The sequence below is a fragment of the Enterobacter sp. QK-SA4 genome, from assembly GCF_056856775.1.
On the sequence record NZ_JBXFXH010000007.1, the window covers coordinates 945,799 to 970,892 of the forward strand.

General features: G+C 56.4%; 18 protein-coding genes and 3 tRNA genes. 10 read left to right on the plus strand and 11 right to left on the minus strand.

What is annotated here, in order from left to right; translation table 11 throughout:
- Nucleotides 1–2: 2 nt before the first annotated feature.
- From ptrA to recD, 3 genes are read left to right on the plus strand one after another with little or no spacing between them, the layout of a single operon-like run.
- Nucleotides 3–2,870, plus strand: coding sequence for a pitrilysin (gene ptrA, locus AC1VYI_RS06190; RefSeq protein WP_134867193.1), 2,868 nt, complete (start codon nucleotides 3–5; stop codon nucleotides 2,868–2,870).
- Nucleotides 2,867–6,409, plus strand: coding sequence for an exodeoxyribonuclease V subunit beta (gene recB / locus AC1VYI_RS06195; protein WP_226484252.1), 3,543 nt, complete (start codon nucleotides 2,867–2,869; stop codon nucleotides 6,407–6,409). Before ptrA ends, recB begins: the two co-directional genes overlap by 4 nt.
- Nucleotides 6,406–8,226, plus strand: coding sequence for an exodeoxyribonuclease V subunit alpha (gene recD, locus AC1VYI_RS06200; protein WP_134867194.1), 1,821 nt, complete (start codon nucleotides 6,406–6,408; stop codon nucleotides 8,224–8,226). The genes recB and recD overlap by 4 nt, the downstream gene beginning before the upstream one ends.
- Before the next feature lie 54 nt (nucleotides 8,227–8,280).
- Here recD and argA read toward each other — a convergent pair whose 3' ends face one another.
- Nucleotides 8,281–9,612 (minus strand): amino-acid N-acetyltransferase, encoded by a 1,332-nt coding sequence (gene argA / locus AC1VYI_RS06205; RefSeq protein WP_023309037.1) that lies wholly within the window; start codon nucleotides 9,610–9,612, stop codon nucleotides 8,281–8,283.
- Nucleotides 9,613–9,839: 227 nt separating this feature from the next.
- On the opposite strand from argA, the gene amiC reads away from it, so the two are divergent.
- Nucleotides 9,840–11,093: an N-acetylmuramoyl-L-alanine amidase AmiC gene (gene amiC, locus AC1VYI_RS06210; RefSeq protein ID WP_134867195.1), complete on the plus strand. Its 1,254-nt coding sequence runs from the start codon at nucleotides 9,840–9,842 to the stop codon at nucleotides 11,091–11,093.
- 87 nt (nucleotides 11,094–11,180) lie between these two features.
- Here amiC and AC1VYI_RS06215 read toward each other — a convergent pair.
- The 3 genes from AC1VYI_RS06215 to AC1VYI_RS06225 form a co-directional block, all read right to left on the minus strand.
- Nucleotides 11,181–11,257 (minus strand) — tRNA-Met (locus AC1VYI_RS06215).
- Between the two features lie 44 nt (nucleotides 11,258–11,301).
- Nucleotides 11,302–11,378 (minus strand) — tRNA-Met (locus AC1VYI_RS06220).
- A 44-nt stretch (nucleotides 11,379–11,422) separates the two neighbouring features.
- Nucleotides 11,423–11,499: transfer RNA gene (locus AC1VYI_RS06225), tRNA-Met, on the minus strand.
- Between the two features lie 208 nt (nucleotides 11,500–11,707).
- On the opposite strand from AC1VYI_RS06225, the gene mltA reads away from it, so the two are divergent.
- Both mltA and tcdA read left to right on the plus strand, forming a co-directional pair.
- Nucleotides 11,708–12,805 (plus strand): murein transglycosylase A, encoded by a 1,098-nt coding sequence (gene mltA, locus AC1VYI_RS06230; RefSeq protein ID WP_023309035.1) that lies wholly within the window; start codon nucleotides 11,708–11,710, stop codon nucleotides 12,803–12,805.
- Between the two features lie 75 nt (nucleotides 12,806–12,880).
- Nucleotides 12,881–13,687 (plus strand): tRNA cyclic N6-threonylcarbamoyladenosine(37) synthase TcdA, encoded by an 807-nt coding sequence (tcdA, locus tag AC1VYI_RS06235; RefSeq protein WP_008499651.1) that lies wholly within the window; start codon nucleotides 12,881–12,883, stop codon nucleotides 13,685–13,687.
- On the opposite strand, the gene csdE is transcribed toward tcdA, so the two are convergent.
- Together csdE and csdA are read right to left on the minus strand one after the other, a co-directional pair.
- Nucleotides 13,678–14,124, minus strand: coding sequence for a cysteine desulfurase sulfur acceptor subunit CsdE (gene csdE / locus AC1VYI_RS06240; protein WP_134867196.1), 447 nt, complete (start codon nucleotides 14,122–14,124; stop codon nucleotides 13,678–13,680). The two genes, tcdA and csdE, sit on opposite strands and share 10 nt — an antisense overlap.
- Nucleotides 14,124–15,329 carry a cysteine desulfurase CsdA gene (gene csdA / locus AC1VYI_RS06245; RefSeq protein ID WP_134867198.1) on the minus strand — a complete coding sequence of 402 codons (1,206 nt, stop codon included), beginning with the start codon at nucleotides 15,327–15,329 and terminating at the stop codon, nucleotides 14,124–14,126. Before csdA ends, csdE begins: the two co-directional genes overlap by 1 nt.
- Nucleotides 15,330–15,521: 192 nt before the next feature.
- Between csdA and AC1VYI_RS06250 the strand changes: the two genes are divergently transcribed.
- From AC1VYI_RS06250 to rlmM, 4 genes are all read left to right on the plus strand, one after another.
- The gene (locus AC1VYI_RS06250) at nucleotides 15,522–15,749 is read left to right on the plus strand and encodes a YgdI/YgdR family lipoprotein (RefSeq protein WP_008499648.1); all 228 of its coding nucleotides are present in this window, start codon (nucleotides 15,522–15,524) and stop codon (nucleotides 15,747–15,749) included.
- 349 nt (nucleotides 15,750–16,098) lie between these two features.
- Nucleotides 16,099–17,016, plus strand: coding sequence for a glycine cleavage system transcriptional regulator GcvA (gene gcvA / locus AC1VYI_RS06255; RefSeq protein ID WP_023309032.1), 918 nt, complete (start codon nucleotides 16,099–16,101; stop codon nucleotides 17,014–17,016).
- Between the two features lie 39 nt (nucleotides 17,017–17,055).
- Complete coding sequence (locus AC1VYI_RS06260; protein ID WP_023309031.1) at nucleotides 17,056–17,451, plus strand: DUF423 domain-containing protein; 396 nt, start codon at nucleotides 17,056–17,058, stop codon at nucleotides 17,449–17,451.
- Nucleotides 17,444–18,544, plus strand: a complete 1,101-nt coding sequence (rlmM, locus tag AC1VYI_RS06265) for a 23S rRNA (cytidine(2498)-2'-O)-methyltransferase RlmM (protein WP_023309030.1) — start codon at nucleotides 17,444–17,446, stop codon at nucleotides 18,542–18,544. Before AC1VYI_RS06260 ends, rlmM begins: the two co-directional genes overlap by 8 nt.
- Nucleotides 18,545–18,652: 108 nt before the next feature.
- On the opposite strand, the gene xni is transcribed toward rlmM, so the two are convergent.
- From xni to queF, 5 genes are all read right to left on the minus strand, one after another.
- Nucleotides 18,653–19,408, minus strand: a complete 756-nt coding sequence (gene xni / locus AC1VYI_RS06270; RefSeq protein ID WP_021241892.1) for a flap endonuclease Xni — start codon at nucleotides 19,406–19,408, stop codon at nucleotides 18,653–18,655.
- A gap of 112 nt (nucleotides 19,409–19,520) precedes the next feature.
- Entirely contained in the window at nucleotides 19,521–20,888 is a 1,368-nt protein-coding gene (sdaB, locus tag AC1VYI_RS06275; protein WP_045355758.1) for an L-serine ammonia-lyase II, read from the minus strand.
- 65 nt (nucleotides 20,889–20,953) lie between these two features.
- Nucleotides 20,954–22,249, minus strand: a complete 1,296-nt coding sequence (locus AC1VYI_RS06280) for an HAAAP family serine/threonine permease (protein ID WP_024909280.1) — start codon at nucleotides 22,247–22,249, stop codon at nucleotides 20,954–20,956.
- 514 nt (nucleotides 22,250–22,763) lie between these two features.
- The gene (ppnN, locus tag AC1VYI_RS06285) at nucleotides 22,764–24,128 is read right to left on the minus strand and encodes a nucleotide 5'-monophosphate nucleosidase PpnN (protein ID WP_134867199.1); all 1,365 of its coding nucleotides are present in this window, start codon (nucleotides 24,126–24,128) and stop codon (nucleotides 22,764–22,766) included.
- Nucleotides 24,129–24,244: 116 nt separating this feature from the next.
- Nucleotides 24,245–25,087: an NADPH-dependent 7-cyano-7-deazaguanine reductase QueF gene (gene queF / locus AC1VYI_RS06290; RefSeq protein ID WP_226484249.1), complete on the minus strand. Its 843-nt coding sequence runs from the start codon at nucleotides 25,085–25,087 to the stop codon at nucleotides 24,245–24,247.
- Nucleotides 25,088–25,094 lie beyond the last annotated feature (7 nt).

Below are 25,094 nucleotides of genomic sequence, written 5' to 3' on the forward strand. Positions count from 1 at the left end.
CCTTGTTTAAAGCGTTTGTTTTGTTTTTCGCCCTCTGGGTACCTGTCACTCAGGCAGACTCCGGTTGGCAACCCGTTCAGGAAACTATTCGTAAAAGCGAAAAAGATACTCGTCAATATCAGGCTATTCGTCTTGATAACGGCATGACCGTGCTGCTGGTTTCCGATCCGCAGGCGGTGAAGTCCCTCTCGGCATTAGTGGTGCCGGTTGGATCGCTGGAAGATCCTGACGCGCATCCTGGGCTTGCACACTATCTGGAACATATGACGCTGATGGGGTCAAAAAAATACCCGCAGCCAGATAGCCTGTCCGAATTTTTGAAAATGCATGGCGGCAGCCACAATGCCAGTACGGCACCGTACCGCACGGCCTTTTATCTCGAAGTCGAAAATGATGCGCTGGAAGGCGCGGTCGACCGCCTTGCTGATTCCATCGCCGCGCCGTTACTGGATAAAAAATACGCCGAGCGTGAACGCAATGCGGTGAATGCCGAGCTGACCATGGCCCGCACCCGAGACGGTATGCGCATGGCCCAGGTCAGCGCCGAAACCATCAACCCTGCGCACCCGGGTTCGCGCTTCTCCGGCGGTAACCTGGAGACGTTAAGCGACAAACCGAACAGCCCGGTGCTTGATGCCCTGCACGCGTTTCGCGATAAATACTACTCCGCCAACCTGATGAAAGCGGTCATCTACAGCAATAAACCGTTGCCAGAACTGGCAGACATGGCGGCTAAAACGTTTGGTCGGGTGCCGAATAAAAATATCGACCTGCCGCAGATAGACGTACCGGTGGTCACGGACGCGCAAAAGGGCATTGTGATCCACTACGTGCCTGCGCTGCCGCGCAAAGTGCTGCGCGTGGAATTCCGCATCGATAACAACACCGCAAAGTTTCGCAGTAAAACCGATGAGCTGGTGACCTACCTGATAGGTAACCGTAGTCCGGGTACGCTTTCTGACTGGCTGCAAAAACAGGGGCTCGTGGAAGGTATTCGCGCCGACTCCGATCCGGTTGTGAACGGCAATAGCGGCGTGCTGGCGATCTCCGCCACCCTGACCGACAAGGGCCTGGCAAACCGTGACGAAGTGGTGGCTGCGATCTTCAGCTACCTCTCTTTACTGCGTCAGAAAGGCGTCGATAAGCGCTACTTTGATGAGCTCGCGCACGTGCTGGATCTCGATTTCCGTTACCCGTCCATTACCCGCGACATGGATTACGTTGAGTGGCTGGCGGATACCATGATCCGCGTGCCGGTGGAGCACACCCTCGATGCGGTCAATATTGCCGACCGCTATGATGCCGATGCGGTGAAAGCCCGCCTGGCGATGATGACGCCGGAGAATGCCCGCATCTGGTACATCAGCCCGAACGAACCGCATAACAAGACGGCGTATTTTGTCGATGCTCCTTATCAGGTGGACAAAATCAGCGCACAGACCTTCGCCGACTGGCAGAAGAAGTCCGGGGAGATTGCGTTGAAGCTGCCGGATCTGAACCCCTATATTCCGGATGACTTCTCGCTGACCAAAACGAATCAAGATTATCCGCACCCGGCGCTGATCGTTGATGAGCCTACGCTACGCGTGGTGTATACCCCTAGCCGCTATTTCGCAAGCGAGCCAAAGGCCGATGTCAGCGTGGTGTTGCGTAACCCGAAAGCGATGAACAGCGCTAAAAATCAGGTGATGTTCGCGCTCAATGACTATCTCGCCGGGATTGCGCTCGATCAGCTCAGCAACCAGGCGGCCGTGGGCGGGATCAGTTTCTCCACCAACGCCAACAACGGTTTGATGCTCAATGCAAACGGCTATACCCAGCGTTTGCCTCAGCTGTTCCAGGCACTGCTGGAGGGTTATTTCAGCTATACGCCGACGGAAGAGCAGCTTGAGCAGGCCAAATCGTGGTATGCGCAGATGATGGATTCTGCGGAGAAGGGCAAAGCTTACGATCTGGCGCTTATGCCGGCGCAAATGCTGTCGCAAGTTCCTTATTTCCAGAGAGAAGACCGCCGCGCGCTGTTGCCTTCGATCACCTTAAAAGACGTGCTGGCTTACCGTGACGCGCTGAAAACCAACACGCGCCCGGAGTTCCTGATCGTCGGCAACATGAGTGAGGACCAGGCCAAAACCCTGGCAGAGAATGTACGCGCTCAGCTCGGTTCGAAAGGCGACGAGTGGTGCCGAAACCAGGACGTGCTGGTTGAGAAAAAACAGAATGTGATTTTTGAAAAGGCGGGTAACAGCACGGACTCCGCGCTGGCCGCGGTATTTGTGCCAACGGGCTATGATGAATTCGCCAGCTCAGCGCAGAGTGCCGTGCTGGGGCAAATTATTCAGCCGTGGTTCTACAACCAGTTACGCACTGAGGAGCAGCTTGGCTACGCGGTGTTTGCCTTCTCCATGAACGTAGGCCGACAGTGGGGGCTGGGTTTCCTGCTGCAAAGCAGCGATAAACAGCCGGCGTATCTCTGGAAGCGTTACCAGGCCTTCTTCCCGCAGGTGGAAGCGAAACTCCGCGCCATGAAGCCGGAAGAGTTTGCGCAGATCCAGCAGGCCGTCATCGCACAGGTGATGCAGCCGCCGCAGACGCTGGGTGAAGAAGCCTCGCAGCTGAGCAAAGATTTCGATCGCGGTAATCTGAAATTTGATTCGCGTGATAAAGTAGTGGCCGAGATAAAACAGCTGACGCCGCAGAAGGTTGCCGACTTCTTCCATCAGGCGGTCATTAAGCCGCAGGGAATCACTATCCTGTCTCAGGTTTCCGGTAGCCAGAACGGGAAAACGGAGTACGTGAACCCGAAAGGCTGGAAAGTCTGGAAGAGCGTCAGCGCGCTGCAGCAATCTATGCCCTGGAGTAAGAAAGAATGACCGATACCGCTGAGTCCCTTGATCCCTTACGTTTACCTCTGCAGGGTGAACGATTGATTGAAGCCTCAGCGGGAACGGGAAAAACCTTCACTATTGCCGCCCTGTACCTGCGTCTGCTGCTGGGGCTTGGCGGCAACGCCGCTTTTCCACGCCCTTTGAGCGTGGAAGAGCTGCTGGTAGTCACCTTCACCGAGGCTGCCACCGCTGAGCTGCGGGGCCGTATTCGCAGCAATATCCACGAGCTGCGCATCGCCTGTCTGCGTCAGAGCACGGATAACCCCCTCTACGCGAGCCTTCTGGAAGAGATTGCCGATAAGCAACAGGCAGCCCAGTGGCTGCTCCTCGCTGAACGGCAGATGGACGAAGCGTCCGTCTTTACCATTCACGGTTTTTGCCAGCGCATGCTGAGCCTGAATGCGTTCGAGTCCGGCATGCTGTTCGAACAGCAGCTCATTGAAGATGAATCCGTGCTTCGCTATCAGGCCTGCGCGGATTTCTGGCGTCGCCACTGCTACCCGTTACAGCGCGATATCGCCGAAGCGGTACATGCGCTGTGGAAGGGCCCGGAGGCGCTGCTGCGCGCTATCGATCGTTATCTGCAGGGGGAAGCACCGGTCATCAAATCCCCGCCGCCAGCGGATGAAACCCTGGCCTCACGGCATGAAAAAATCATCGCGCAAATTGCCGACATCAAGCAAAAATGGATGGAGTCCGTTGGCGAAATTGACGCAATCATCGAAAATTCCGGGATTGACCGACGCAAGTTTAACCGTGGCAACCAGGGAAAATGGATCGACAAGATCAGCGCCTGGGCGCAGGAGGAGACGCGAGGCTACCAGCTCCCGGACGCGCTGGAGAAATTCTCCCGGCGTTTCCTGGTTGAGCGGACCAAATCCGACGGCATTGTGCCTGAGCATCCCCTGTTTGTGGCGATTGAAACCCTGCTGGCTGAGCCCTTAACGCTCAACGATCTGATGATCACTCGCGCCATGACGGAAATTCGCGACGCCGTCGCGCGTGAGAAACGCCGCCGGGGTGAGCTGGGGTTTGACGACATGCTGAGCCGCCTCGATGCGGCGCTGTGCAGTGAAAATGGCGAAGCGCTTGCCGCCGCGATTCGCACCCGCTTCCCGGTGGCGATGATTGACGAATTTCAGGATACCGACCCTCAGCAATACCGCATTTTCCGCCGTATCTGGCGCCAGCAGCCCGGTACCGCGCTGTTGTTAATCGGCGATCCGAAACAGGCCATCTACGCCTTCCGCGGTGCGGATATTTTCACTTACATGAAAGCCCGTAGCGAAGTTGACGCGCACTACACTCTCGATACTAACTGGCGCTCCTCTCCCGGCATGGTGGAAAGCGTCAATGCGCTCTTCAGCCGCATGGATACGGCGTTTATGTTCCGGGAGATCCCGTTTCAGCCGGTAAAGTTCGCCGAGAAAAATGCCTCGTTGCGCTTCGAGTTCAACGGCGAGACGCAGCCTGCCATGAACTTCTGGCTGCTGGACGGGGAAGGCTGCGGCGTTGCCGACTATCAAAATGCCATGGCCCAGCATTGTGCCGCACAAATCCGCGACTGGCTCAGTGCGGGCGCGCATGGTAAAGCGCTGCTGTGGAAGGGGGATAAACCAAACCCGGTAAAGGCATCCGATATCACGGTGCTGGTTCGCAGCCGTCAGGAAGCCGCGCTCATCCGCGACGCCCTGACGTTACTAAATATCCCCTCCGTCTACCTCTCAAACCGCGACAGCGTCTTTGAAACGCTGGAAGCGCAGGAGATGCTATGGCTGCTGCAGGCCGTGCTGGCTCCGGAGCGGGAAAGCACGCTGCGTAGCGCACTGGCGAGCGCGATGCTCGGGCTGAACGCACGGGATATCGATGCGCTCAACAATGACGAAGCCGCGTGGGATGCCGTGGTGGAAGAGTTTGTTCGCTACCGCGAAAAGTGGCAGAAGCGTGGAGTCATGGCGATGGTGCGCGAGCTCATGGCACAGCGCCACATTGCCGAGAATATGCTGGCGACAGCAGGCGGCGAGCGCCGTTTGACCGATATTTTACATATCAGCGAACTGCTGCAGGAAGCCGGTACGCAGCTGGAGAGCGAACACGCCCTCGTGCGCTGGCTGGCGCAGCAGATTGCCGATCCGAACAGTAATTCGTCCAGCCAGCAGATGCGCCTTGAGAGTGATAAACATCTGGTGCAGATCGTCACCATTCACAAGTCGAAAGGCCTGGAATATCCGCTGGTCTGGCTGCCGTTTATCGCCAATTATCGCGTGCAGGATCAGGCCTTTTACCACGATCGCGAATCTTTTGAGGCGGTGCTCGATCTCAGCAACGCGGAGTCCAGCGTTGAGCTGGCCGAAGCCGAGCGTCTGGCGGAAGACCTGCGCCTGCTTTACGTGGCGCTGACCCGTTCGGTCTGGCACTGCAGCCTGGGCATTGCGCCTCTGTTCCGTCGCCGTGGCGAAAAGACCGGGGAGAGCGATTTTCATCTGAGCGCGCTGGGGCGGCTTATTCAGCATGGTGAACCCAAAGACGCGGCGGGCCTGCGCCAGTGCATCGAATCTCTTTGCACAGAGCATGTTGCCCTGCATATTCCGTCGCAGCCCGACAACAGCCGCTGGCAGATGCCGGAGCTGGGTGAGTCAGAGCTCCATGCCCGCCAGGTTGTACGTACCATTGCCGACGACTGGCGCGTCACCAGCTACTCCGGTTTGCAGCAGCACGGGCAGAGTATTGCGCAGGATCTGATGCCAAAACTGGACGTGGATGCCGCAGGAGCCGGTAGCGTACCTGTTGAGCCGGTGCTCACGCCGCACCAGTTCCCGCGCGGCGCCTCGCCGGGCACGTTTTTGCACAGCCTGTTTGAAGAGCTGGATTTTACCCAGCCGGTATCCGAAGAGTGGGTGCTGAAGATGTTACAGAGTGGCGGCTACGACGCACAGTGGCAGCCGGTTCTCACCGACTGGATCCGCGCGGTACTGCACGCGCCGCTCACGACGCAGGGGATCTCGCTGAACCAGTTGACCGCCAAAGATAAGCAGGTGGAGATGGAGTTTTATCTCCCCATCGCCAGCCCGCTCAGGGCCGAGGCGCTTGATGCGCTGATCCGCGAGTACGATCCGTTATCCGCCGGATGTCCGCCGCTGAACTTCCGCCAGGTGCAGGGGATGCTCAAAGGCTTTATCGACCTGGTTTTCCGCCACGAAGGGCGCTACTACCTGCTGGATTACAAATCAAACTGGCTGGGTGAAAGCAGCGAAGCCTACACCCAGGACGCGATGGCCTCGGCAATGCAAATGCATCGCTACGATCTGCAGTACCAGCTTTACACCCTTGCGCTGCACCGTTACCTGCGCCATCGCATGGCCGATTACCGCTACGAAGCGCATTTTGGCGGCGTAATTTACCTGTTCCTGCGCGGAGTGGATGCTAACGACCCGCATTCCGGCGTCTTTAGCACGCGTCCGGCTGCGGAACTGATTGAAAAAATGGATAACCTGTTTGCTGCAGGCACGGAGGAGGTGGCATGACGATGCAGGCGCTACTGCTGGACGCGGTTGAACAACGATTATTGCGTCACCTGGATGTGCAGTTCGCCATGATGGTGGCAGGCGAGGAGCCGGCCGTCATGCTGGCCGCCGCCATTCTGAGTAAAGACGCGGGGGAAGGGCACGTATGTCTGCCGCTGTCGCGTCTGGCGGTGGATGAGAAAATGCCTCCGGCTTTACAGGCGTGTTTCGCGCTGCTGGGGGACGCAGTGGACTGGCAGGAGATATTACTCGGTTCGCCTGCCGTGAGCGGAGCCGATACCGGGACGCCAATGATCCTTGTCGGCGAGCGTTTGTATCTTAACCGGCTGTGGCGTAACGAACTGACGGTAGCGCGCTTCTTCAGCGAGACCAACGCCCCGCTTCCCTGCGATGAAGTAAAGCTCCGGCAAACGCTGGATACGCTGTTTACCGCTGACGACGCGACAGACTGGCAGAAAGTGGCGGCAGCCGTGGCCTTAACGCGACGGATCTCGGTGATTTCTGGCGGCCCGGGCACCGGGAAAACGACCACCGTGGCAAAACTGCTTGCCGCGCTGATTCAGCTCTCGGGTGAGCAAAAGTGCCGTATTCGCCTGGCGGCCCCCACCGGTAAAGCGGCGGCGCGTCTGACAGAATCGTTAGGCGGCGCGCTGCAAAAGCTGCCGCTAACCGGGGAGCAGCTTGCGCTTTTCCCCAATGAAGCCAGCACGCTGCACCGTTTGCTTGGCGCACAGCCGGGTAGCCAGCGTCTGCGCTATCATGCCGGTAATCCATTGCACCTTGACGTGCTGGTCGTGGATGAAGCGTCGATGATTGACCTGACGATGATGTCGCGTTTGATCGATGCGCTACCGCCGCACGCGCGTGTCATTTTCCTCGGCGATCGCGACCAGCTTGCCTCCGTTGAGGCGGGAGCCGTATTGGGGGATATCTGCACCTATGCCAGCCTGGGATATACCGCTGAACGCGCGCAGGAGTTAGCCCGTCTCACCGGATGTTCGCTCACCTCTGAAAACCATTCGCTGGCAGGGGCTCTGCGCGACAGCCTGTGTCTGCTGCAAAAAAGCTACCGTTTCGGCAGCGACTCCGGCATCGGCCAGCTTGCGGCAGCGGTGAACCGGGGTGACCGGCGCACCACCACTGCGGTGTTTGACGGTACCTTTACGGATATAGAGAAAAAATCGCTGCAAAGCGGGGAAGAGTATCAGGCGATGCTGGACGACGCCCTGCAGGGGTACCAGCACTTTCTGACGGGCGTACAACAGCAAAGTACGCCGGAGCAGGTCATTGCCGCGTTTGGCGAGTATCAGCTGCTCTGTGCGCTGAGGGAAGGCCCCTTTGGCGTCCGGGGTCTCAACGACAGGCTGGAACAGCTGCTGGCGCAAAAACGCAAAATTAACCGTACCCCGCATTCGCGCTGGTATGAAGGGCGACCGGTGATGATCTCCCGCAACGACAGCGCGCTGGGGTTGTTTAATGGGGATATCGGGATTGCGCTCGACTGCGGTCAGGGCCTGCGCGTCTGGTTCCAGATGCCGGACGGGAGCGTGAAGTCCTTCCAGCCCAGCCGTTTACCCGAGCATGAAACCGCCTGGGCGATGACGGTGCATAAATCCCAGGGCTCCGAGTTTAACCATGCGGCGCTGATCCTGCCCACGCAGCTTTCACCCGTCGTTACCCGCGAGCTGATCTATACCGCCATTACGCGCGCGCGTCAGCGCCTGTCGCTCTATACCGATGAACGGGTGCTGGTGCAGGCGATCGCCACCCGAACGGAACGCCGAAGCGGGCTGGGCGCGATATTTGAGTCACTCTGAATAACGCCAGACATCCAGGCCGGGTACGCGCAGCGCTATCCGGCAAGCGTTGTATTATCCCAGGTCAGCCATCAGCACCTTTGAACGACGCTGATAGTTGTACATCTCTTTCTTCGTTTCCGGCAGAGAATCGATATCCACCGGTGTGAATCCGCGCTCCTGGAACCAGTGAATGCTGCGCGTCGTCAGGACGAACAGCTTGCTTAGCCCCATCTGGCGCGCCTGTGCCGCCACGCGTTCAAGCAGCATTTCGCCGCGTGAAGAGCTACGGTAATCAGGATGCACCGCCACGCAGGCCATTTCACCGATCTTCTCTTCCGGGAACGGATAGAGCGCGGCGCAGGCAATGGTCAGGTTATCGCGCTGAATAATGGTGAATTTGTCGATCTCCATCTCCAGCTGTTCGCGCGAACGACGCACCAGAATACCCTGCTGTTCCAGCGGGCGGATCAGCTCCAGAATGCCGCCGATGTCATTGATGGTGGCGCGGCGGATCTGCTCCGCACTCTCCATCACAATCTGCGTACCAATACCGTCGCGGGAGAACAGCTCCTGGAGCAGGGCCCCGTCTTCCTGATAGCTGATCAGGTGGCTGCGGCGCACGCCGCTGCGGCAGGCCTTCACGGCGCCACGCAGGAAGCGGACGGTGCCGGAGTGGTAATCACCTTCGGCTTCCAGCGCTTCCACGCGGGCCTGGGCTTCATTCGGGAAGAGTTCCGGTACGATTGTTCCTTCAGCGTCCACGACGCCCTGGGAGGAGCAGAACCCAATCATTTTTTCCGCCTTCAGCTTGATCGCCAGCTGCGTGGCGATCTCTTCGGACGTCAGGTTAAAGCTTTCGCCGGTCACGGAAACGGCGACCGGGCCCATCAGCACGATGGCGCCGCTGTCCAGCTGGCGGTGAATAGCTTCCTCATCAATACGACGGATACGGCCGCTGTGGCAGTAATCCACGCCATCGTCCACGCCGAGCGGCTGGGCAATGATAAAGTTGCCGCTCACGACGTTGATATGCGCCCCCTGCAGCGGCGTATTGTTCAGGCTCATGGAGAGACGCGCGGTAATATCCAGCTGCAGCAGACCCGCCGCCTGTTTCACCAGCTCCAGGGTTTTGGCATCGGTGACGCGGGTGTGTTTGTGGTAAATCGGCTCGTGGTGGTGAGCGGCCAGGTTGGCGTCGATCTGCGGACGCGCGCCATAAACCACCACCAGGCGGATCCCGAGGCTGTGCAGCAGGCCAATGTCATTGACGATGCTGGAAAAATTTTCATGCTCAATGGCTTCGCCGCCAAGCATGATGACAAACGTTTTTCCCCGATGGGCGTTGATATAGGGAACAGAATGGCGGAATCCCTGGACCAGTTCGGTTCTACGTTCCTTCACCATGGCACAACCCTTAATGAATGTTTATTCGTAATTTCTGTATTTTTATTCGATTATAGCCACGTGTGCAAGTGCAAATTTTCCGCGACCCACAGAAATAGATAAGTAATCCGTGCGTTAGCGTATGATTGTTTACCCTTTTATAGATGACAGTTTATGCGTCATTCGTTAAAGTTTTCGGTCAATCTGGACATTTTGTATATCAATCAGTGTTCTTGCTCGGGAGAAGCATGTCGGGATCCAATTCAGCAATAAGCCGCCGCCGTTTGTTAAAAGGGGCCGGGGCAATGTGGTTGCTTAGCGTCAGTCAGGTCGGTCTTGCCGCCACCAGTCAGGTGGTGGCGGTGCGCGTCTGGCCGTCGTCGACCTATACGCGCGTGACGGTCGAATCCAATCGCGTGCTGAAATATAAGCAATTTGCCCTCAGCAACCCGGAACGCGTGGTGGTGGATCTCGAAGGCGTTAACCTCAACTCCGTGCTGAAAGGGATGGCGGCGCAGATCCGCGTTGACGATCCGTTTATTAAATCGGCTCGCGTCGGGCAGTTTGATCCACAAACCGTGCGCATGGTGTTTGAGCTTAAACAGAACGTTAAGCCGCAGTTGTTCGCCCTGGCGCCCGTCGCGACGTTTAAAGAGCGCCTGGTGATGGATCTCTACCCGGCCAACGCAACGGATATTCAGGATCCGCTTCTTGCCCTGCTGGAGGATTACAACAAGGGCGACTTGCAGCGTCAGGTTCCACCTGCGCAAAGCGGTCCGCAGCCGGGGAAAGCAGGGCGCGATCGTCCGATTGTGATCATGCTCGATCCCGGACACGGCGGTGAAGACTCCGGCGCGGTGGGGAAATACCGCACGCGTGAAAAAGACGTTGTGCTGCAAATTGCCCGCCGCCTGAAGGCATTGATTGATAAAGAAGGTAATATGCGCGCCTATATGACGCGCAATGAAGATATCTTTATTCCGCTGAAGGTCCGGGTGGCGAAAGCGCAGAAGCAGCGCGCCGATTTGTTCGTGTCGATCCATGCGGATGCCTTTACCAGCCGCCAGCCAAGCGGCTCGTCGGTGTTCGCGCTCTCAACCAAAGGCGCGACCAGTACCGCAGCAAGATATCTGGCTGACACCCAGAACGCCTCTGACCTGATTGGCGGCGTGAGCAAAAGCGGTGACCGCTACGTCGACCACACTATGTTCGATATGGTGCAGTCGCTGACCATTAACGACAGCCTGAAGTTTGGTAAAGCGGTGCTGGGCAAGCTGGGCAACATCAATAAGCTGCATAAAAACAGCGTTGAACAGGCCGGGTTTGCGGTACTCAAAGCACCGGATATCCCGTCCATTCTGGTCGAAACCGCGTTTATCAGTAACGTCGAAGAGGAGCGTAAGCTCAAGACGGCAAAATTCCAGCAGGAGGTTGCGGAGTCGATTCTGGCGGGGATACGGGCGTATTTCTCTGACGGGGCGACGCTGGCGCGACGCGGATAACGCTTTCAGCCGGGTAAACGCCCGGCAAATTCACAAACGACAGATACAAAAAAACACCCTTGAGGGTGTTTATTGTTTTAGAAGTGTTGGTTGCGGGGGCCGGATTTGAACCGACGACCTTCGGATTATGAGCCCGACGAGCTACCAGGCTGCTCCACCCCGCGTCCGTCTTTCTACTCGTGTAGAAACTTACTTCTTCAAATTTGATTGGTTGCGGGGGCCGGATTTGAACCGACGACCTTCGGGTTATGAGCCCGACGAGCTACCAGGCTGCTCCACCCCGCGTCCGTCTTTCTACAGTCGTAGAAGATACTTCATCAAATTTTAATTGGTTGCGGGGGCCGGATTTGAACCGACGACCTTCGGGTTATGAGCCCGACGAGCTACCAGGCTGCTCCACCCCGCGTCCGTGGATGCGCACTATACTCGGATAGGTTTGTGATGCAACCCCTTTTTCACATAAATCATGATTTTGTATGCAAATTGAACGACATGGCTCTGTTTGGACTATTTTTTGCGCAAAATTTGCCAAAGGGCATGCGATCGCATTTCATTAGCCCTGGCGGTTTGTTATCTTCATCACGCGGAAATGGGCAACTTAAAGACGAGATATAATGAAAGGACGTTGGGCGAAGTATCTGATGGCGGGCGCAATGGTAGCGATTCTTGCGGCCTGTTCTTCCAAACCGACCGATCGCGGTCAACAGTATAAAGACGGGAAGTTATCCCAGCCTTTCTCTTTAGTTAATCAGCCTGATGCCGTCGGCGCACCGATTAATGCCGGTGATTTCTCCGAGCAGGTCTATCAGATCCGCAACGCGTCGCCGCGTCTGTATGGTACCCAGAGTAGCGTGTATAACGCGGTCCAGGACTGGCTGAAAGCAGGCGGCGATACGCGCAACATGCGCCAGTTTGGTATCGACGCCTGGCAGATGGAAGGGGCCGATAACTACGGCAACGTCCAGTTTACCGGCTACTACACCCCGGTTATCCAGGCACGGCACTCGCGTCAGGGCGAGTTCCAGTACCCGATCTACCGTATGCCGCCAAAACGCGGTCGTCTGCCGTCTCGCGCTGAGATCTACGCCGGTGCGCTAAGCGAAAACTACGTTCTGGCCTACAGCAACTCCCTGATGGATAACTTCATCATGGACGTTCAGGGCAGCGGCTACATTGATTTTGGCGACGGGTCGCCGCTTAACTTCTTCAGCTATTCCGGTAAAAACGGCCACGCCTATCGCAGTATCGGTAAGGTGCTGATCGACCGCGGCGAAGTGAAGAAAGAAGATATGTCGATGCAGGCGATCCGCGAGTGGGGCGAGAAACACAGCGAAGCCGAGGTGCGCGAGCTGCTGGAGCAGAACCCGTCGTTCGTCTTCTTCAAACCGCAAAACTTCGCGCCGGTGAAAGGGGCCAGCGCGGTTCCGCTGATTGGCCGCGCGTCGGTAGCATCGGATCGTTCGATTATTCCTGCAGGCACCACGCTGCTGGCTGAAGTCCCTCTGCTGGACAATAACGGCAAGTTCAACGGTCAGTATGAGCTGCGTCTGATGGTGGCGCTGGACGTCGGCGGGGCAATTAAAGGCCAGCACTTCGACATCTATCAGGGTATTGGCCCTGACGCAGGCCATCGCGCGGGCTGGTATAACCACTACGGACGCGTGTGGGTACTGAAGGCGGCGCCGGGTGCTGGAAACGTATTCAGCGGCTGATTGTGATATTCTGAGCACAATACGGATTACTGTTCAGGGTGAGGAAAACCTCACCCTTTTTACATCTGAGGTTTTATGTCTGTGGTAATCAGCGACGCCTGGCGCCAGCGTTTTGGCGGGACGGCACGTTTATATGGTGAAAAAGCCCTGCAGCTGTTTGCGGATGCGCACGTCTGCGTCGTGGGCATTGGTGGTGTGGGGTCGTGGGCGGCAGAAGCGCTGGCGAGAACCGGTATTGGCGCAATCACGCTGATTGACATGGATGACGTTTGCGTCACCAACACTAACCGTCAAATCCATGCGCTGCGTGATAGCGTCGGCCTGGCAAAATCCGAGGTGATGGCGGAGCGTATTCGTCTCATCAACCCGGAGTGCCGCGTGACGGTGATCGACGACTTTGTGACGGCAGATAACGTCGCGGAGTACATGAGCAAAGGCTACAGCTATGTGATTGACGCCATCGACAGCGTGCGGCCAAAAGCGGCGCTGATCGCCTACTGCCGTCGTTACAAGGTCCCACTGGTGACCACCGGCGGCGCGGGCGGACAAATCGATCCGACGCAGATCCAGGTGGCCGATCTGGCGAAAACCATTCAGGATCCGCTGGCGGCCAAGCTGCGTGAACGCCTGAAGAGCGACTTCAACGTGGTGAAAAACAGCAAAGGCAAGCTCGGCGTCGACTGCGTGTTCTCGACCGAAGCGCTGGTCTACCCGCAGGCGGATGGTTCAGTCTGCGCGATGAAAAGCACGGCGGAAGGGCCAAAACGAATGGACTGCGCCTCAGGTTTTGGTGCGGCCACCATGGTGACCGCCTCCTTCGGCTTTGTGGCGGTGTCTCACGCCCTCAAGAAAATGATGGCGAAGGCGGAACGTCAGGCCTGAGCCTGACGTGCGGCATCCAGTACCGCGTCGCTGAGCGCGATCAACCCCTGACCGCGCGAGGCGCTGAGCTGCGCGCGCAGCCCAAGCTCATCAAATAGCGCCAGCGGCGAATGTGCCAGCAATTCCGCCGCGCTTTTCCCTTCCACAGCGGTCAGCAATACGGCCAGCAGGCCCCGGACGATGCGGCCTTCGCTGTCGCCGAAGAAGTGCAGCGTCTCGCCGGAGACGCTCACGCCCAGCCAGACGCGGTTTTCACAGCCTGCGATCTCTTTCGCCTGCGCTTTAAGATCGTCTGAAAGGGCAGGGAGCTGTTTACCCAGCAGGATCAGCTGTCGATATTTATCTTCCCACTGCTGGAGCGGGGCGAAGGTCTGTCTTAAGGTCTCTTCTGTGATGACGGTGCCAAACGGATGTCCGGCTAAAGCAGCGCTAGTCATTAATCCACCAGTATTTCAAGGGCGCGGTCAACGGCGGCAACCAGCGCGTCGACATCGCTTTGGGTATTATACGGCGCAAACGAGGCGCGCAGCGTACCGTTAACGCCAAGCGCCGCCAGCAGCGGCTGGGCGCAGTGCTGTCCGGCACGCAGGGCAATGCCGTACCCGGCCAGCAGCGTCACCATGTCGCTGTGATGTACGCCCGCAAAATCAAAGGCGAGCAGGCTTGAATCCTGAACGCGGAACGAGCGGAAGCCCGGGCGCTTTTTGAGTTCTTCCTCTGCCAGCGTCGCCAGCCCCCGGCTCCAGCTTTCAGCCTGAACGATGTCTGTTTCTGCCAGCCACTCCAGCGCCGCGCTTAAGCCAATCACACCCGCCACGTTCGGCGTACCGGCCTCCAGGCGATAGGGAACATCCTGAGTTTTGAAGCCATCGAACGACACTTCGGTGATCATTTTGCCGCCACCCAGCCACGGCGTCATTTTTGCCAGCAGTTCAGGCTTGCCGTACAACGCCCCAATACCGGTTGGCCCGTAGAGCTTATGCCCTGAGAAGGCATAGAAATCGATATCAAGCGCCTGCACATCAGCGGGGAAGTGCACCACGCCCTGAGCGCCGTCGACCATCACCACCATCCCGCTTGCATGGGCAATGCAAATAGCCTGAGCCAGGTCCGGGCAACCTCCCGTGACGTTCGACATCTGTCCGAGCGCCAGAATGCGGCTGCGAGGGGTAATCAGTTCGGGGAGACGGGCCACGTCGGGCAGAAGGTCTGCACCCAGTGGAAGCTTCACCACGCGTGCACCCGTTTGCTCGGCCACCATCAGCCACGGCACAAGGTTGGCGTGATGTTCCGCCTCGCTGACGACGATCTCATCGCCCGGCTGAAGCAGCGGGCGCGCGTAGCACTGGGCCACCATATTGATGGCTTCGGTCGTGCCGCGCGTCCAGACGATGTTTTTCCCGCTTTCGGCATTGATCAGGCGCGCGACCTGATCGCGTGCGGCTTCGTAGCGCGCGGTTAATCGCTGGGCTTCGGCAAACTGGCTGCGATGCACGTTCCCGGCGCTCAGGCTGTAGAACTGCTGCGTGGCCTCAATCACCGCCTGTGGCTTAAGGGCGGTGGCGGCGCTATCCAGGTAAATACCGGCATCAGCCAGGGCCGGAAACTGTGCGCGGAACTGCGCAGGACTGAAAGCGTTCATGGGATTCCTCATTTCAATATAGCGATCGTCGCGCAATTTCAGCGGCAGGGCAAGGAGGTTGATATCTATCAGAATTGTCTGCTTATCCTTACGACCTCAAAAAAGCAGGTTATGCTAAATAGTGTTAGGCGGATGTTTTAGCCTGTTATAAATCGAGGTTTGAATAGCATTAATTGCTAAAGGAGAATAATCATGAATAAGACAGCTGCAATCATTTCTGCCTGTGCGTTTACTTTTGCGCTGAGCGCGTGTTCTGGTAACAACTACGTGATGCACACCAACGATGGTCGTTCTATCGTTTCGGAAGGGAAACCGACTACCGATAATGATACCGGGATGATTTCGTACAAAGATGCTAACGGGAACAAGCAGCAGATCAACCGCACGGACGTGAAAGAGATGAAAGAGATCGAGCATTAACAGATCGCAGGCGAAAAAAAAGCACCGCAAATTGGCGGTGCTACATTAATCACTATGGACAGACAGGGTAAATGTACAGGAAGTGAAAAATTGGTAGCGTTGCTACCGTGGTCTGAATCGCAGACCAATTGCAAACACAACAACACAACATCACAACCGTAAGCCAAAAGCCCTTCAGAACACGCATTCCGAAAAAAGCTCTTCGTTCCGGCTCAGGAAGTGCCGCCACTATAGGTATTTGCTGGTAGTTCCTCAACGGACAAATTATAATGGCTCAGATAAAAAAAACTAATAGGTTAAACGTTGTTTCCTGTTTGTTAAAATCCGTTAACATCTAAGCCAGATAACCATGTCAAAGCGATTGCCACCCCTTAATGCATTACGTGTTTTTGATGCAGCAGCACGTCACCTGAGCTTCACCCGCGCGGCAGATGAGCTTTTTGTGACACAGGCCGCAGTAAGTCACCAAATCAAGTCTCTGGAGGATTTTCTGGGCCTTAAGCTGTTTCGTCGACGCAACCGTTCGTTGCTGTTGACCGAAGAGGGGCAGAGCTATTTTCAGGATATTAAAGAGATTTTTTCCCAGCTTACGGAAGCCACGCGTAAGCTGCAGGCTCGGAGTGCAAAAGGTGCTCTGACCGTCAGTTTATTGCCCAGTTTTGCCATTCATTGGCTGGTGCCAAGGCTCTCAAGCTTTAACTCAGCTTATCCGGGGATCGACGTTCGAATCCAGGCGGTAGATCGTCAGGAGGACAAGCTGGCCGATGACGTAGATGTCGCCATTTTTTATGGTCGCGGTAACTGGCCGGGCTTGCGCGTTGAAAAATTATACGCAGAATATCTCCTGCCGGTCTGTTCTCCTCTGCTGTTAACGGGTGAGAAGGCGCTGAAGTCACCCGCTGATCTGGCTCAGCATACGCTTTTGCATGATGCCTCTCGCCGCGACTGGCAAACTTATACCCGTCAATTAGGTCTTACACATATTAACGTGCAGCAGGGGCCCATTTTTAGCCACAGTGCGATGGTGTTACAGGCTGCCATTCACGGGCAGGGCGTGGCGTTGGCGAACAACGTCATGGCGCAGTCCGAAATTGAGGCAGGCCGCCTGGTTTGCCCTTTTAATGATGTACTGGTCAGCAAGAATGCGTTTTATCTGGTTTGTCATGACAGTCAGGCAGAACTGGGTAAAATAGCCGCCTTCCGGCAGTGGATACTGGCGAAAGCGGCAACCGAGCAAGAAAAATTCCGCTTCAGGTATGAGCAATAACGTTTGTGTGCCGGGCACGCATTAACTCAGGACTTAAACATGACCAGCCGATTCATGCTGATTTTTGCCGCGGTGAGTGGCTTTATTTTTGTTGCACTGGGCGCCTTTGGCGCACATGTATTAAGCAAGTCTTTGGGCGCAGTAGAGATGGGCTGGATCCAGACCGGCCTTGAATATCAGGCGTTCCACACGCTGGCTATTTTTGGGCTGGCGGTGGCGATGCAGCGTCGTATCAGTATCTGGTTTTACTGGAGCAGCGTGTTTATGGCGCTGGGTACCGTGTTGTTCAGCGGTAGCCTGTACTGCCTTGCGCTCTCACATTTGCGCCTGTGGGCGTTTGTTACACCTGTCGGCGGCTTCAGCTTCCTGGCGGGTTGGGTATTAATGTTTATCGGAGCTATCCGTCTGAAACGCAAGGGCGTTGTTCATGAATAAGGTTGTTTTATATTGTCGCCCGGGGTTTGAGAAAGAGTGCGCCGCGGAAATTACCGATAAAGCGGCGAAGCGCGAAGTCTTCGGCTTTGCCCGCGTAAAAGAAAACGCGGGCTATGTGGTATTCGAGTGCTATCAGCCTGAAGACGCGGACAAGCTGGCGCGCGAGCTGCCGTTCAGCTCGCTGATCTTTGCTCGCCAGATGTTTGTCGCGGGTGAGCTGCTGAAGGATCTTCCGCCGGAAGACCGCATCACGCCTATTGTCGGCATGCTGCAGGGCGTGGTGGAGAAGGGCGGCGATCTGCGCGTTGAAGTGGCGGATACCAACGAAAGTAAAGAGCTGATGAAGTTCTGCCGTAAGTTCACCGTGCCGCTGCGTGCGGCGCTGCGTGATGCGGGCGTGCTGACGAACTACGAAACGCCGAAGCGTCCGGTGGTGCATATCTTCTTTATCGCACCGGGCTGCTGTTATACAGGCTATTCGTACACCACCAACAACTCTCCCTTCTTTATGGGTATTCCGCGTTTGCGCTTCCCGTCCGATGCGCCAAGCCGTTCCACGCTTAAGCTGGAAGAGGCGTTCCACGTTTTTATTCCGGCAGATGAGTGGGATGAGCGTCTGGCAAACGGCATGTACGCCGTCGACCTTGGCGCGTGCCCGGGCGGCTGGACCTATCAGCTGGTGAAACGCAATATGTGGGTATCGTCCGTTGATAACGGCCCAATGGCGCAAAGCCTGATGGACACGGGGCAGGTCACATGGCTGCGTGAAGACGGATTCCGCTATCGCCCGAACCGTAACAACATCTCGTGGATGGTGTGCGATATGGTTGAGAAACCGGCAAAAGTCGCCGCGCTGATGGCCTCCTGGCTGGTGAACGGCTGGTGCCGTGAGACCATTTTCAACCTCAAGCTGCCGATGAAAAAGCGCTATGAGGAAGTGTCGCAGAACCTCGCCTACATTCAGGAGCAGATGGACGAACACGGTATTAACGTGGAGATCCAGGCGCGTCAGCTGTACCACGACCGTGAAGAGGTGACGGTGCATATTCGTCGCTGGTGGGCTGCGGTTGGCGGACGTCGCGACGAGCGATAGTCCGCTGATTGCCCCTCACCCCGGCCCTCTCCCAAAGGGGCGAGGAGGAAAAGACCGCACCGAGAAGTTCCCTCTCCCCCATGGGGAGAGGGTTAGGGTGAGGGGATATTAACGTTCTAACCGCAGCTGCTGTAAATTCCCGTCCAGCTGTAAATCCGTCTGTAGCGTTGCGATTTCCCGGCAGATAAACGCCATCTCTTTATGCGCCTCCAGCTTCTTGCGCCACTTTTCCGGTACCTCATCCAGACGGGCGTAAATCCCTTCCAGACTCTGAAAATCGGTCAGCAGCTGCGCGGCGCTCTTCGGCCCAATACCGGCGACACCCGGAACCTTAGAACTGCTGATGCCTGCCAGCCCCCAGTAATCCGGCAGTTGTTCAGGCGAGACGCCGAACTCGCTGGCAATAAACGGCGCGTCCAGCCAGCGTTTTTGAAAATAGTCGCGAATGCGGATAGTCGGGGAGAGCAGCTGGCAGTAGCCTTTGTCAGTTGAAACGATAGTGGCCTGATGTCCGGCGCTTGCCACCTTTACGGCCAGGGTGGCCGCGAGATCGTCTGCTTCATTTCCCTGTGCACCCCAGCAGGGAACGCCCCGCTGTTCAAATGCAGCGCGCAGCATGGGCAATTCAGCGTGAAGATCGTCCGGCATCGGGGCGCGTCCGGCTTTGTAGTCGGGCAGACGCTGGTGTCGCCAGCCCGTGTTGCGGGCTTCGTCATCAAATACCGCGACCGCATGGGTGGGCTCACTGTGGCGGATAAGCTGTTCCAGCGCGTGCAGACAGGTGTCTTTACAAGGCGTCCCCTGTACCGCATGGATACGGCGGATCAGGTTAAGAGCATCGACGATAAGTAAATGAACGGCCACAGATAATCTCCCTTCTATCTCATGCGTAAAGGGTAACACTGTCAGCAGCGTGAAACTATGAATGGTGGGGAAAACAGGAAGAAGCCTCGCAAAACGAGGCTTCCTGAGGGGCTTAATCGCAGGTCACGATCTTCATCGCCAGGCCGCCGCGAGAGGTTTCGCGGTATTTGGCGTTCATATCTTTACCTGTTTCGTACATGGTTTCGATAACCTTATCGAGACAGACGCGCGGCTCGCTGGTGCGGCGCAGCGCCATACGTGCCGCGTTCACCGCCTTCACTGAGGCAATCGCGTTACGTTCGATGCACGGCACCTGTACCTGTCCGGCAACCGGGTCACAGGTCAGTCCCAGGTTATGTTCCATGCCGATTTCCGCAGCAATGCACACCTGTGTCGGGCTTGCACCCAGCAGTTCGGCCAGACCCGCCGCCGCCATGGAGCACGCCACGCCGACTTCACCCTGACAGCCCACTTCCGCACCGGAAATAGACGCGTTCATCTTATACAGCGAACCAATCGCACTGGCGACCAGCAGGTAGCGCGCCAGCGAGTTCGCGTTCACTTCACGGATAAACTTGTCGTAGTACGCCAGCACCGCCGGAACGATACCGCAGGCGCCGTTAGTCGGCGCGGTGACCACGCGGCCCCCTGCGGCGTTCTCTTCGTTTACCGCCAGGGCGAACATGTTGATCCAGTCTACAACGGCCATCGGGTCCGTCGTCGTTTTGTCGGTGCTCACCAGCATACGGCGCAGCGCAGCAGCGCGACGCGGCACGCGAAGCTTGCCCGGCAGAACGCCTTCGGTGGTGATCCCGCGCTCAATACCGCCGCGCATCACTTCCCAGACGTTAGTGAAGTGCTGTTCGAGCTCTTCTTTACTGTGAAGTGCCAGCTCGTTTTTCATCATCAGGCCGGAGAGGGAAAGGCCCGTCTCCTGACAGTGACGCTGAAGATCCGCCGCCGTTTTGTACGGATACGGCACTTCGACAGAAGAGGTATTGGTTTGACCAAAGTGGTCTTCGTCGACGATGAAGCCGCCGCCGATAGAGTAATACGTCTGGCTGTATACCGCTTTGTCGCCGGCCAGCGCGGTAATGCGCATGCCGTTTTCGTGCAGCGACAGGTTGTCCGCATGGAAATTCATGCAGTGGTCAACCGGGAATTCAACCTCATGCTCACCGTTCGCCAGCAGCAGGCGACCGTGGGTGTTCACATCCTGGATGAAGCCAGGGATCGCATCAATATCAACGGTATCCGGCAGGTTTCCCGCCAGGCCCATGATAATGGCGATATCGGTATGGTGGCCTTTCCCGGTCAGGGAAAGCGAGCCGTATACATCGACAACCACGCGGGTAACGTCATGCAAGATGCCGCGTGCAATCAAGTCATCCGTGAACTGCTTACCGGCTTTCATTGGTCCGACGGTGTGAGAGCTGGAAGGACCAATACCGATTTTGAAGATATCGAATACGCTAATCATGATGCGTCCATTGCTTTCAGTCAGAGAGGGAGGAGTGCGCCGTCAGAAGACGGCGCGGGTGATAATCAGAACATGGTATACAGGGAGTAGAAGATCGCAGAGATTGCGATAAGACCCATGATAACCACAAAGACGTTGCTCACATGACCGCTGTACTTGCGCATAGCAGGGACTTTCTGAATCGCGTACATCGGCATCAGGAACAGAATCATCGCGATGACCGGGCCGCCCAGGGTTTCAATCATGCCCAGGATGCTTGGGTTCAGGGTCGCTACCGCCCAGGTGGTGAGCAGCATGAACAGTGCAGTGATTTTGTTCAGCTTGTTGATTTCAATGCTCTTGCCTTTACCGCGCAGAGATTTAATCACCATACCGTTGAAGCCTTCACGCGCGCCGAGGTAGTGGCCCAGGAAGGATTTGGTGATGGCGATAATCGCAATGATTGGTGCCATCCACGCAATGACCGGTGCGTTAAAGTGGTTCGCCAGGTAAGACAGAATAGAGATGTTCTGCTCTTTCGCTGCCGCCAGATCCGCCGGGGAGAGGCTCAGTACGCAGCTGAAGACGAAGAACATAACGGTCAGTACCATCATGATGTGAGCGCGCGCCAGGATGCTGGAGCACTTCTTCTCTGCGCCATTACCGTACTCTTCACGTTTCGCCACGGCGAAAGAGGAGATGATTGGGGAGTGGTTGAAGGAGAACACCATCACCGGAATCGCCAGCCAGAGGGTCATCAGCAGGCCGTTACCGGTTGCCGATGCGCTGCTCAGGGACAGGGTTTCCAGCGCTGCGCCGTTCCACTGTGGGATCAGGTAGCAAGCCAGTACCATCAGAGCAATAACGAACGGGAAGACCAGTACGCTCATTGCTTTCACAATCATCTGCTCACCGAAGCGAACGATGGTCATCATGCCCACGATCAGGATCAGAGACAGAATCGCACGCGGAGGCGGCGTCATGTGCAGCTGGTGCATCATGAAGCTTTCAACGGTGTTGGTGATTGCCACGCTGTAGACCAGCAGGATAGGGTAAATCGCGAAGAAGTAGAGCAGGGTAATCAGTTTACCTGCGCCAACGCCGAAATGCTCTTCAACAACTTCAGTGATGTCTTCGCCCGGGTTTTTACCGGACAGCACGAAGCGGGTCAGACCGCGGTGTGCGAAGAATGTCATCGGGAAAGCAATGATAGCCATGATGATCAGCGGAATCAGACCGCCGACGCCTGCGTTGATAGGAAGGAACAGTACACCAGCGCCGATTGCCGTGCCGTAAAGGCCAAGCATCCACATGGTATCCGTTTTGCGCCAACCACTTCGGGATTCAATCGAAGCAACGGTGCTGGTTTGAGTGGTTTCCATCTGTATCTCCTGGAGGAAGCGAATTGTCAGGTTTTTAGTCAAATCCGATGAAAAAGTGCCTGACGGTAATATGAAATTCGTTCAGTGACGGTTTTTTAATAATTTTCGCCCGTAACTATTGGCGGGCGGAAAGATACATTCTAGTTATGAATCTATCAGTGATCGTGATCCCAAATGCAATAATCCACTTATGATGTGGGCATCTTTAGACCATTTATCTGTTAAAAAAACATCAAAGAGAATTTACGGGCGCGAAGGCTACCACCAACGACATGTGTGCTGAAAGACCGCCCCGTGATATAGGTGTCTTTCGCTGTAAAGAAATGGGTTTTTAGTATTTTCTGGCAGGTAATTTGGATTAAGGCTGATAATTTACGGTTGAAAAAACCAGGTAATCGTTTGCGTTTGCGCATAGTTTGTAAAAGACATAAGTGATGCGTATGAATTACCTCGGTAATAAAAAAGCCGGGACGCGCAACAGGGCGACCCGGCTTTGATCAGATGCTGCTGAGCGTTATGTGCAGATTTCGTAGCAAGGAATATAGGCTGAGCCCGGCAGCTTCATGCGGTGCTGGGCGACAAAGCCCTGCAGCATGTCGTCCATGCGGCGCATCATCTCCTGGTCGCCGTGGATCTTGTATGGACCGTACTGTTCAATGGCGCGGATGCCCATCTCTTTCACGTTGCCCGCAACAATCCCGGAGAAGGCACGACGCAGATCGGCAGCCAGGACTTCCACCGGCTGGTCCGGGTAGAGTTTTAGGTTCGCCATATTTTCGTGCGTTGGCTCGAACGGGATCTGCAGGTCCGGCGCGATACGGATTGACCAGTTAAAGCTGTACGCATCGCCGGTATCACGACGGTTTTCTTTTACCAGCGGCATCGCTTTTTTCATCTGGCGCGCCACTTCTGCGGCATCGTCAATGATGATGCGATAGTGACGACGCGCGGCTTCGCCCAGCGTGTGCACGATAAACTCGTCCAGCACGCGGAAGTAGTCGGCGCTCTCTTTTGGCCCGGTCAGGATCAGCGGCAGAACCTGATCTTTGTTGGCCGGGTTCATCAGAATACCCAGCAGGTAGAGCAGCTCTTCCGCTGTCCCTACGCCGCCCGGGAAGATGATAATGCCGTGGGCGATACGGACAAACGCTTCAAGACGTTTCTCGATATCCGGCATGATAATCAGCTCGTTAACCAGCGGGTTAGGCGGCTCAGCGGCAATGATTGACGGCTCGGTCATGCCAATAAACCGTCCCTCTTTGTAACGCTGCTGCGCGTGACCTACTGCGGCACCTTTCATTGGCGCTTCCATCGCACCCGGACCGCAGCCGGTACAGATATTCAGCTCGCGCAGGCCGAGCTGGGTGCCCACCCGACGCGCATAAAGGTATTCAGTTTCGTTAATGGAGTGGCCGCCCCAGCAGACGACCATGTTCGGCGCTTCGCCAACGTGCAGGGCCCGGGCGTTACGCAAAATGGAGAACACCAGGTTGGTGATATGGACCGAGCTTTCCAGGTCTAGATGCTGGAAACGGCCTGCGTTGTGGATCTGCCCGTTAACAAACAGAATGTCACGCAGCACGGCAAACAGGTTAGCCTGAAGTGAACGGATGATGCGCCCGTCGACAAAGGCCTCTTCCGGCGGGTTGATGACTTCAAGCTTCACGCCACGCTCGCGGCGCAGCACGTTGATATCAAAGCTTTCGAAGCGGGACAGCAGTTCTTTACTGTTATCTGTCAGGCTTCCGGAGTTCAGAACGGCAAGTGAACAGTTACGAAACAGTTGATAAAGATCGCTGCTGGCCGTGCGCTTAAGCATGTCCACTTCCAGCTGCGACAACATATCCATTGAGCCAAGCGGGCTAATATGTGTAATCAAGTGAGCTCCTTACGGGACGATTATCGTCTTTCCCTGTTGATTACAATAGCCCTGGCGCGTGACGTTTCACAACCTAAAGCGCGGAAGATACCGCGCATATTGTGAAAATATTTATATTACTGACGCACCAGCCGTCCCGTTGCCGGCACAAAATCGGTGTTGGTGCGCCACGGGTTGATGTCCAGACCGCCCCGGCGGGTATAGCGCGCATAAACGCTCAGTTTTTCTGGCTGGCAGAAACGCTGAATATCGCTAAAGATGCGCTCCACGCACTGCTCGTGAAATTCGTTGTGATGGCGGAACGAGACCAGGTAGCGCAGCAATTTTTCCCGGTCAATTTTCGGGCCGCGGTACTGGATCTGCACCGAGCCCCAGTCCGGCTGGTGGGTGATCAGGCAGTTGGATTTCAGCAGGTGGCTGACCAGCGTCTCTTCAACCACTTTGCCGCTCGCCGCGTTTTCGAGGTAGTCCGCGCTGAATTCATAATTCTCCACCTCGATATCCTGATCGTCGATGCAGGTCCCGTTGAAGTGGGCGACTGGCTGCCCTTCCAGCTCGTGCAGGCGATACAGTGAAACGCTCACCTTTCCCTGCGCGCAGGCGCTCAAATCACGTTCCAGGGTGTGCTGAACGTCGTCCCAGCTGTTGAATTTTGTCTGGTTAAAGCTGTTGAGATAGAGCTTAAAGCTTTTGGACTCGACGAGATTAACGCTGGCGTAATCCAGCTCAACGTGGCCCACTGCCACCTGCGGCAGACCGCGCGCGTTAAGCCACGAGAGTTCGTACAGCGTCCAGATGTCACCGCCGACAAACGGCAAGGCATTCGCATGCAGGCCCAGAGGATCGCGATTCAGGCTGCGCGGCACGCCCTGCAGCAGGCTTGCATCGTAGGTATCGCGGTAATCGGTCGATTTACCCAGCGTTAAGCCGGTTAACGCCTGATGATTTTCGTAAGACATGTTTCAT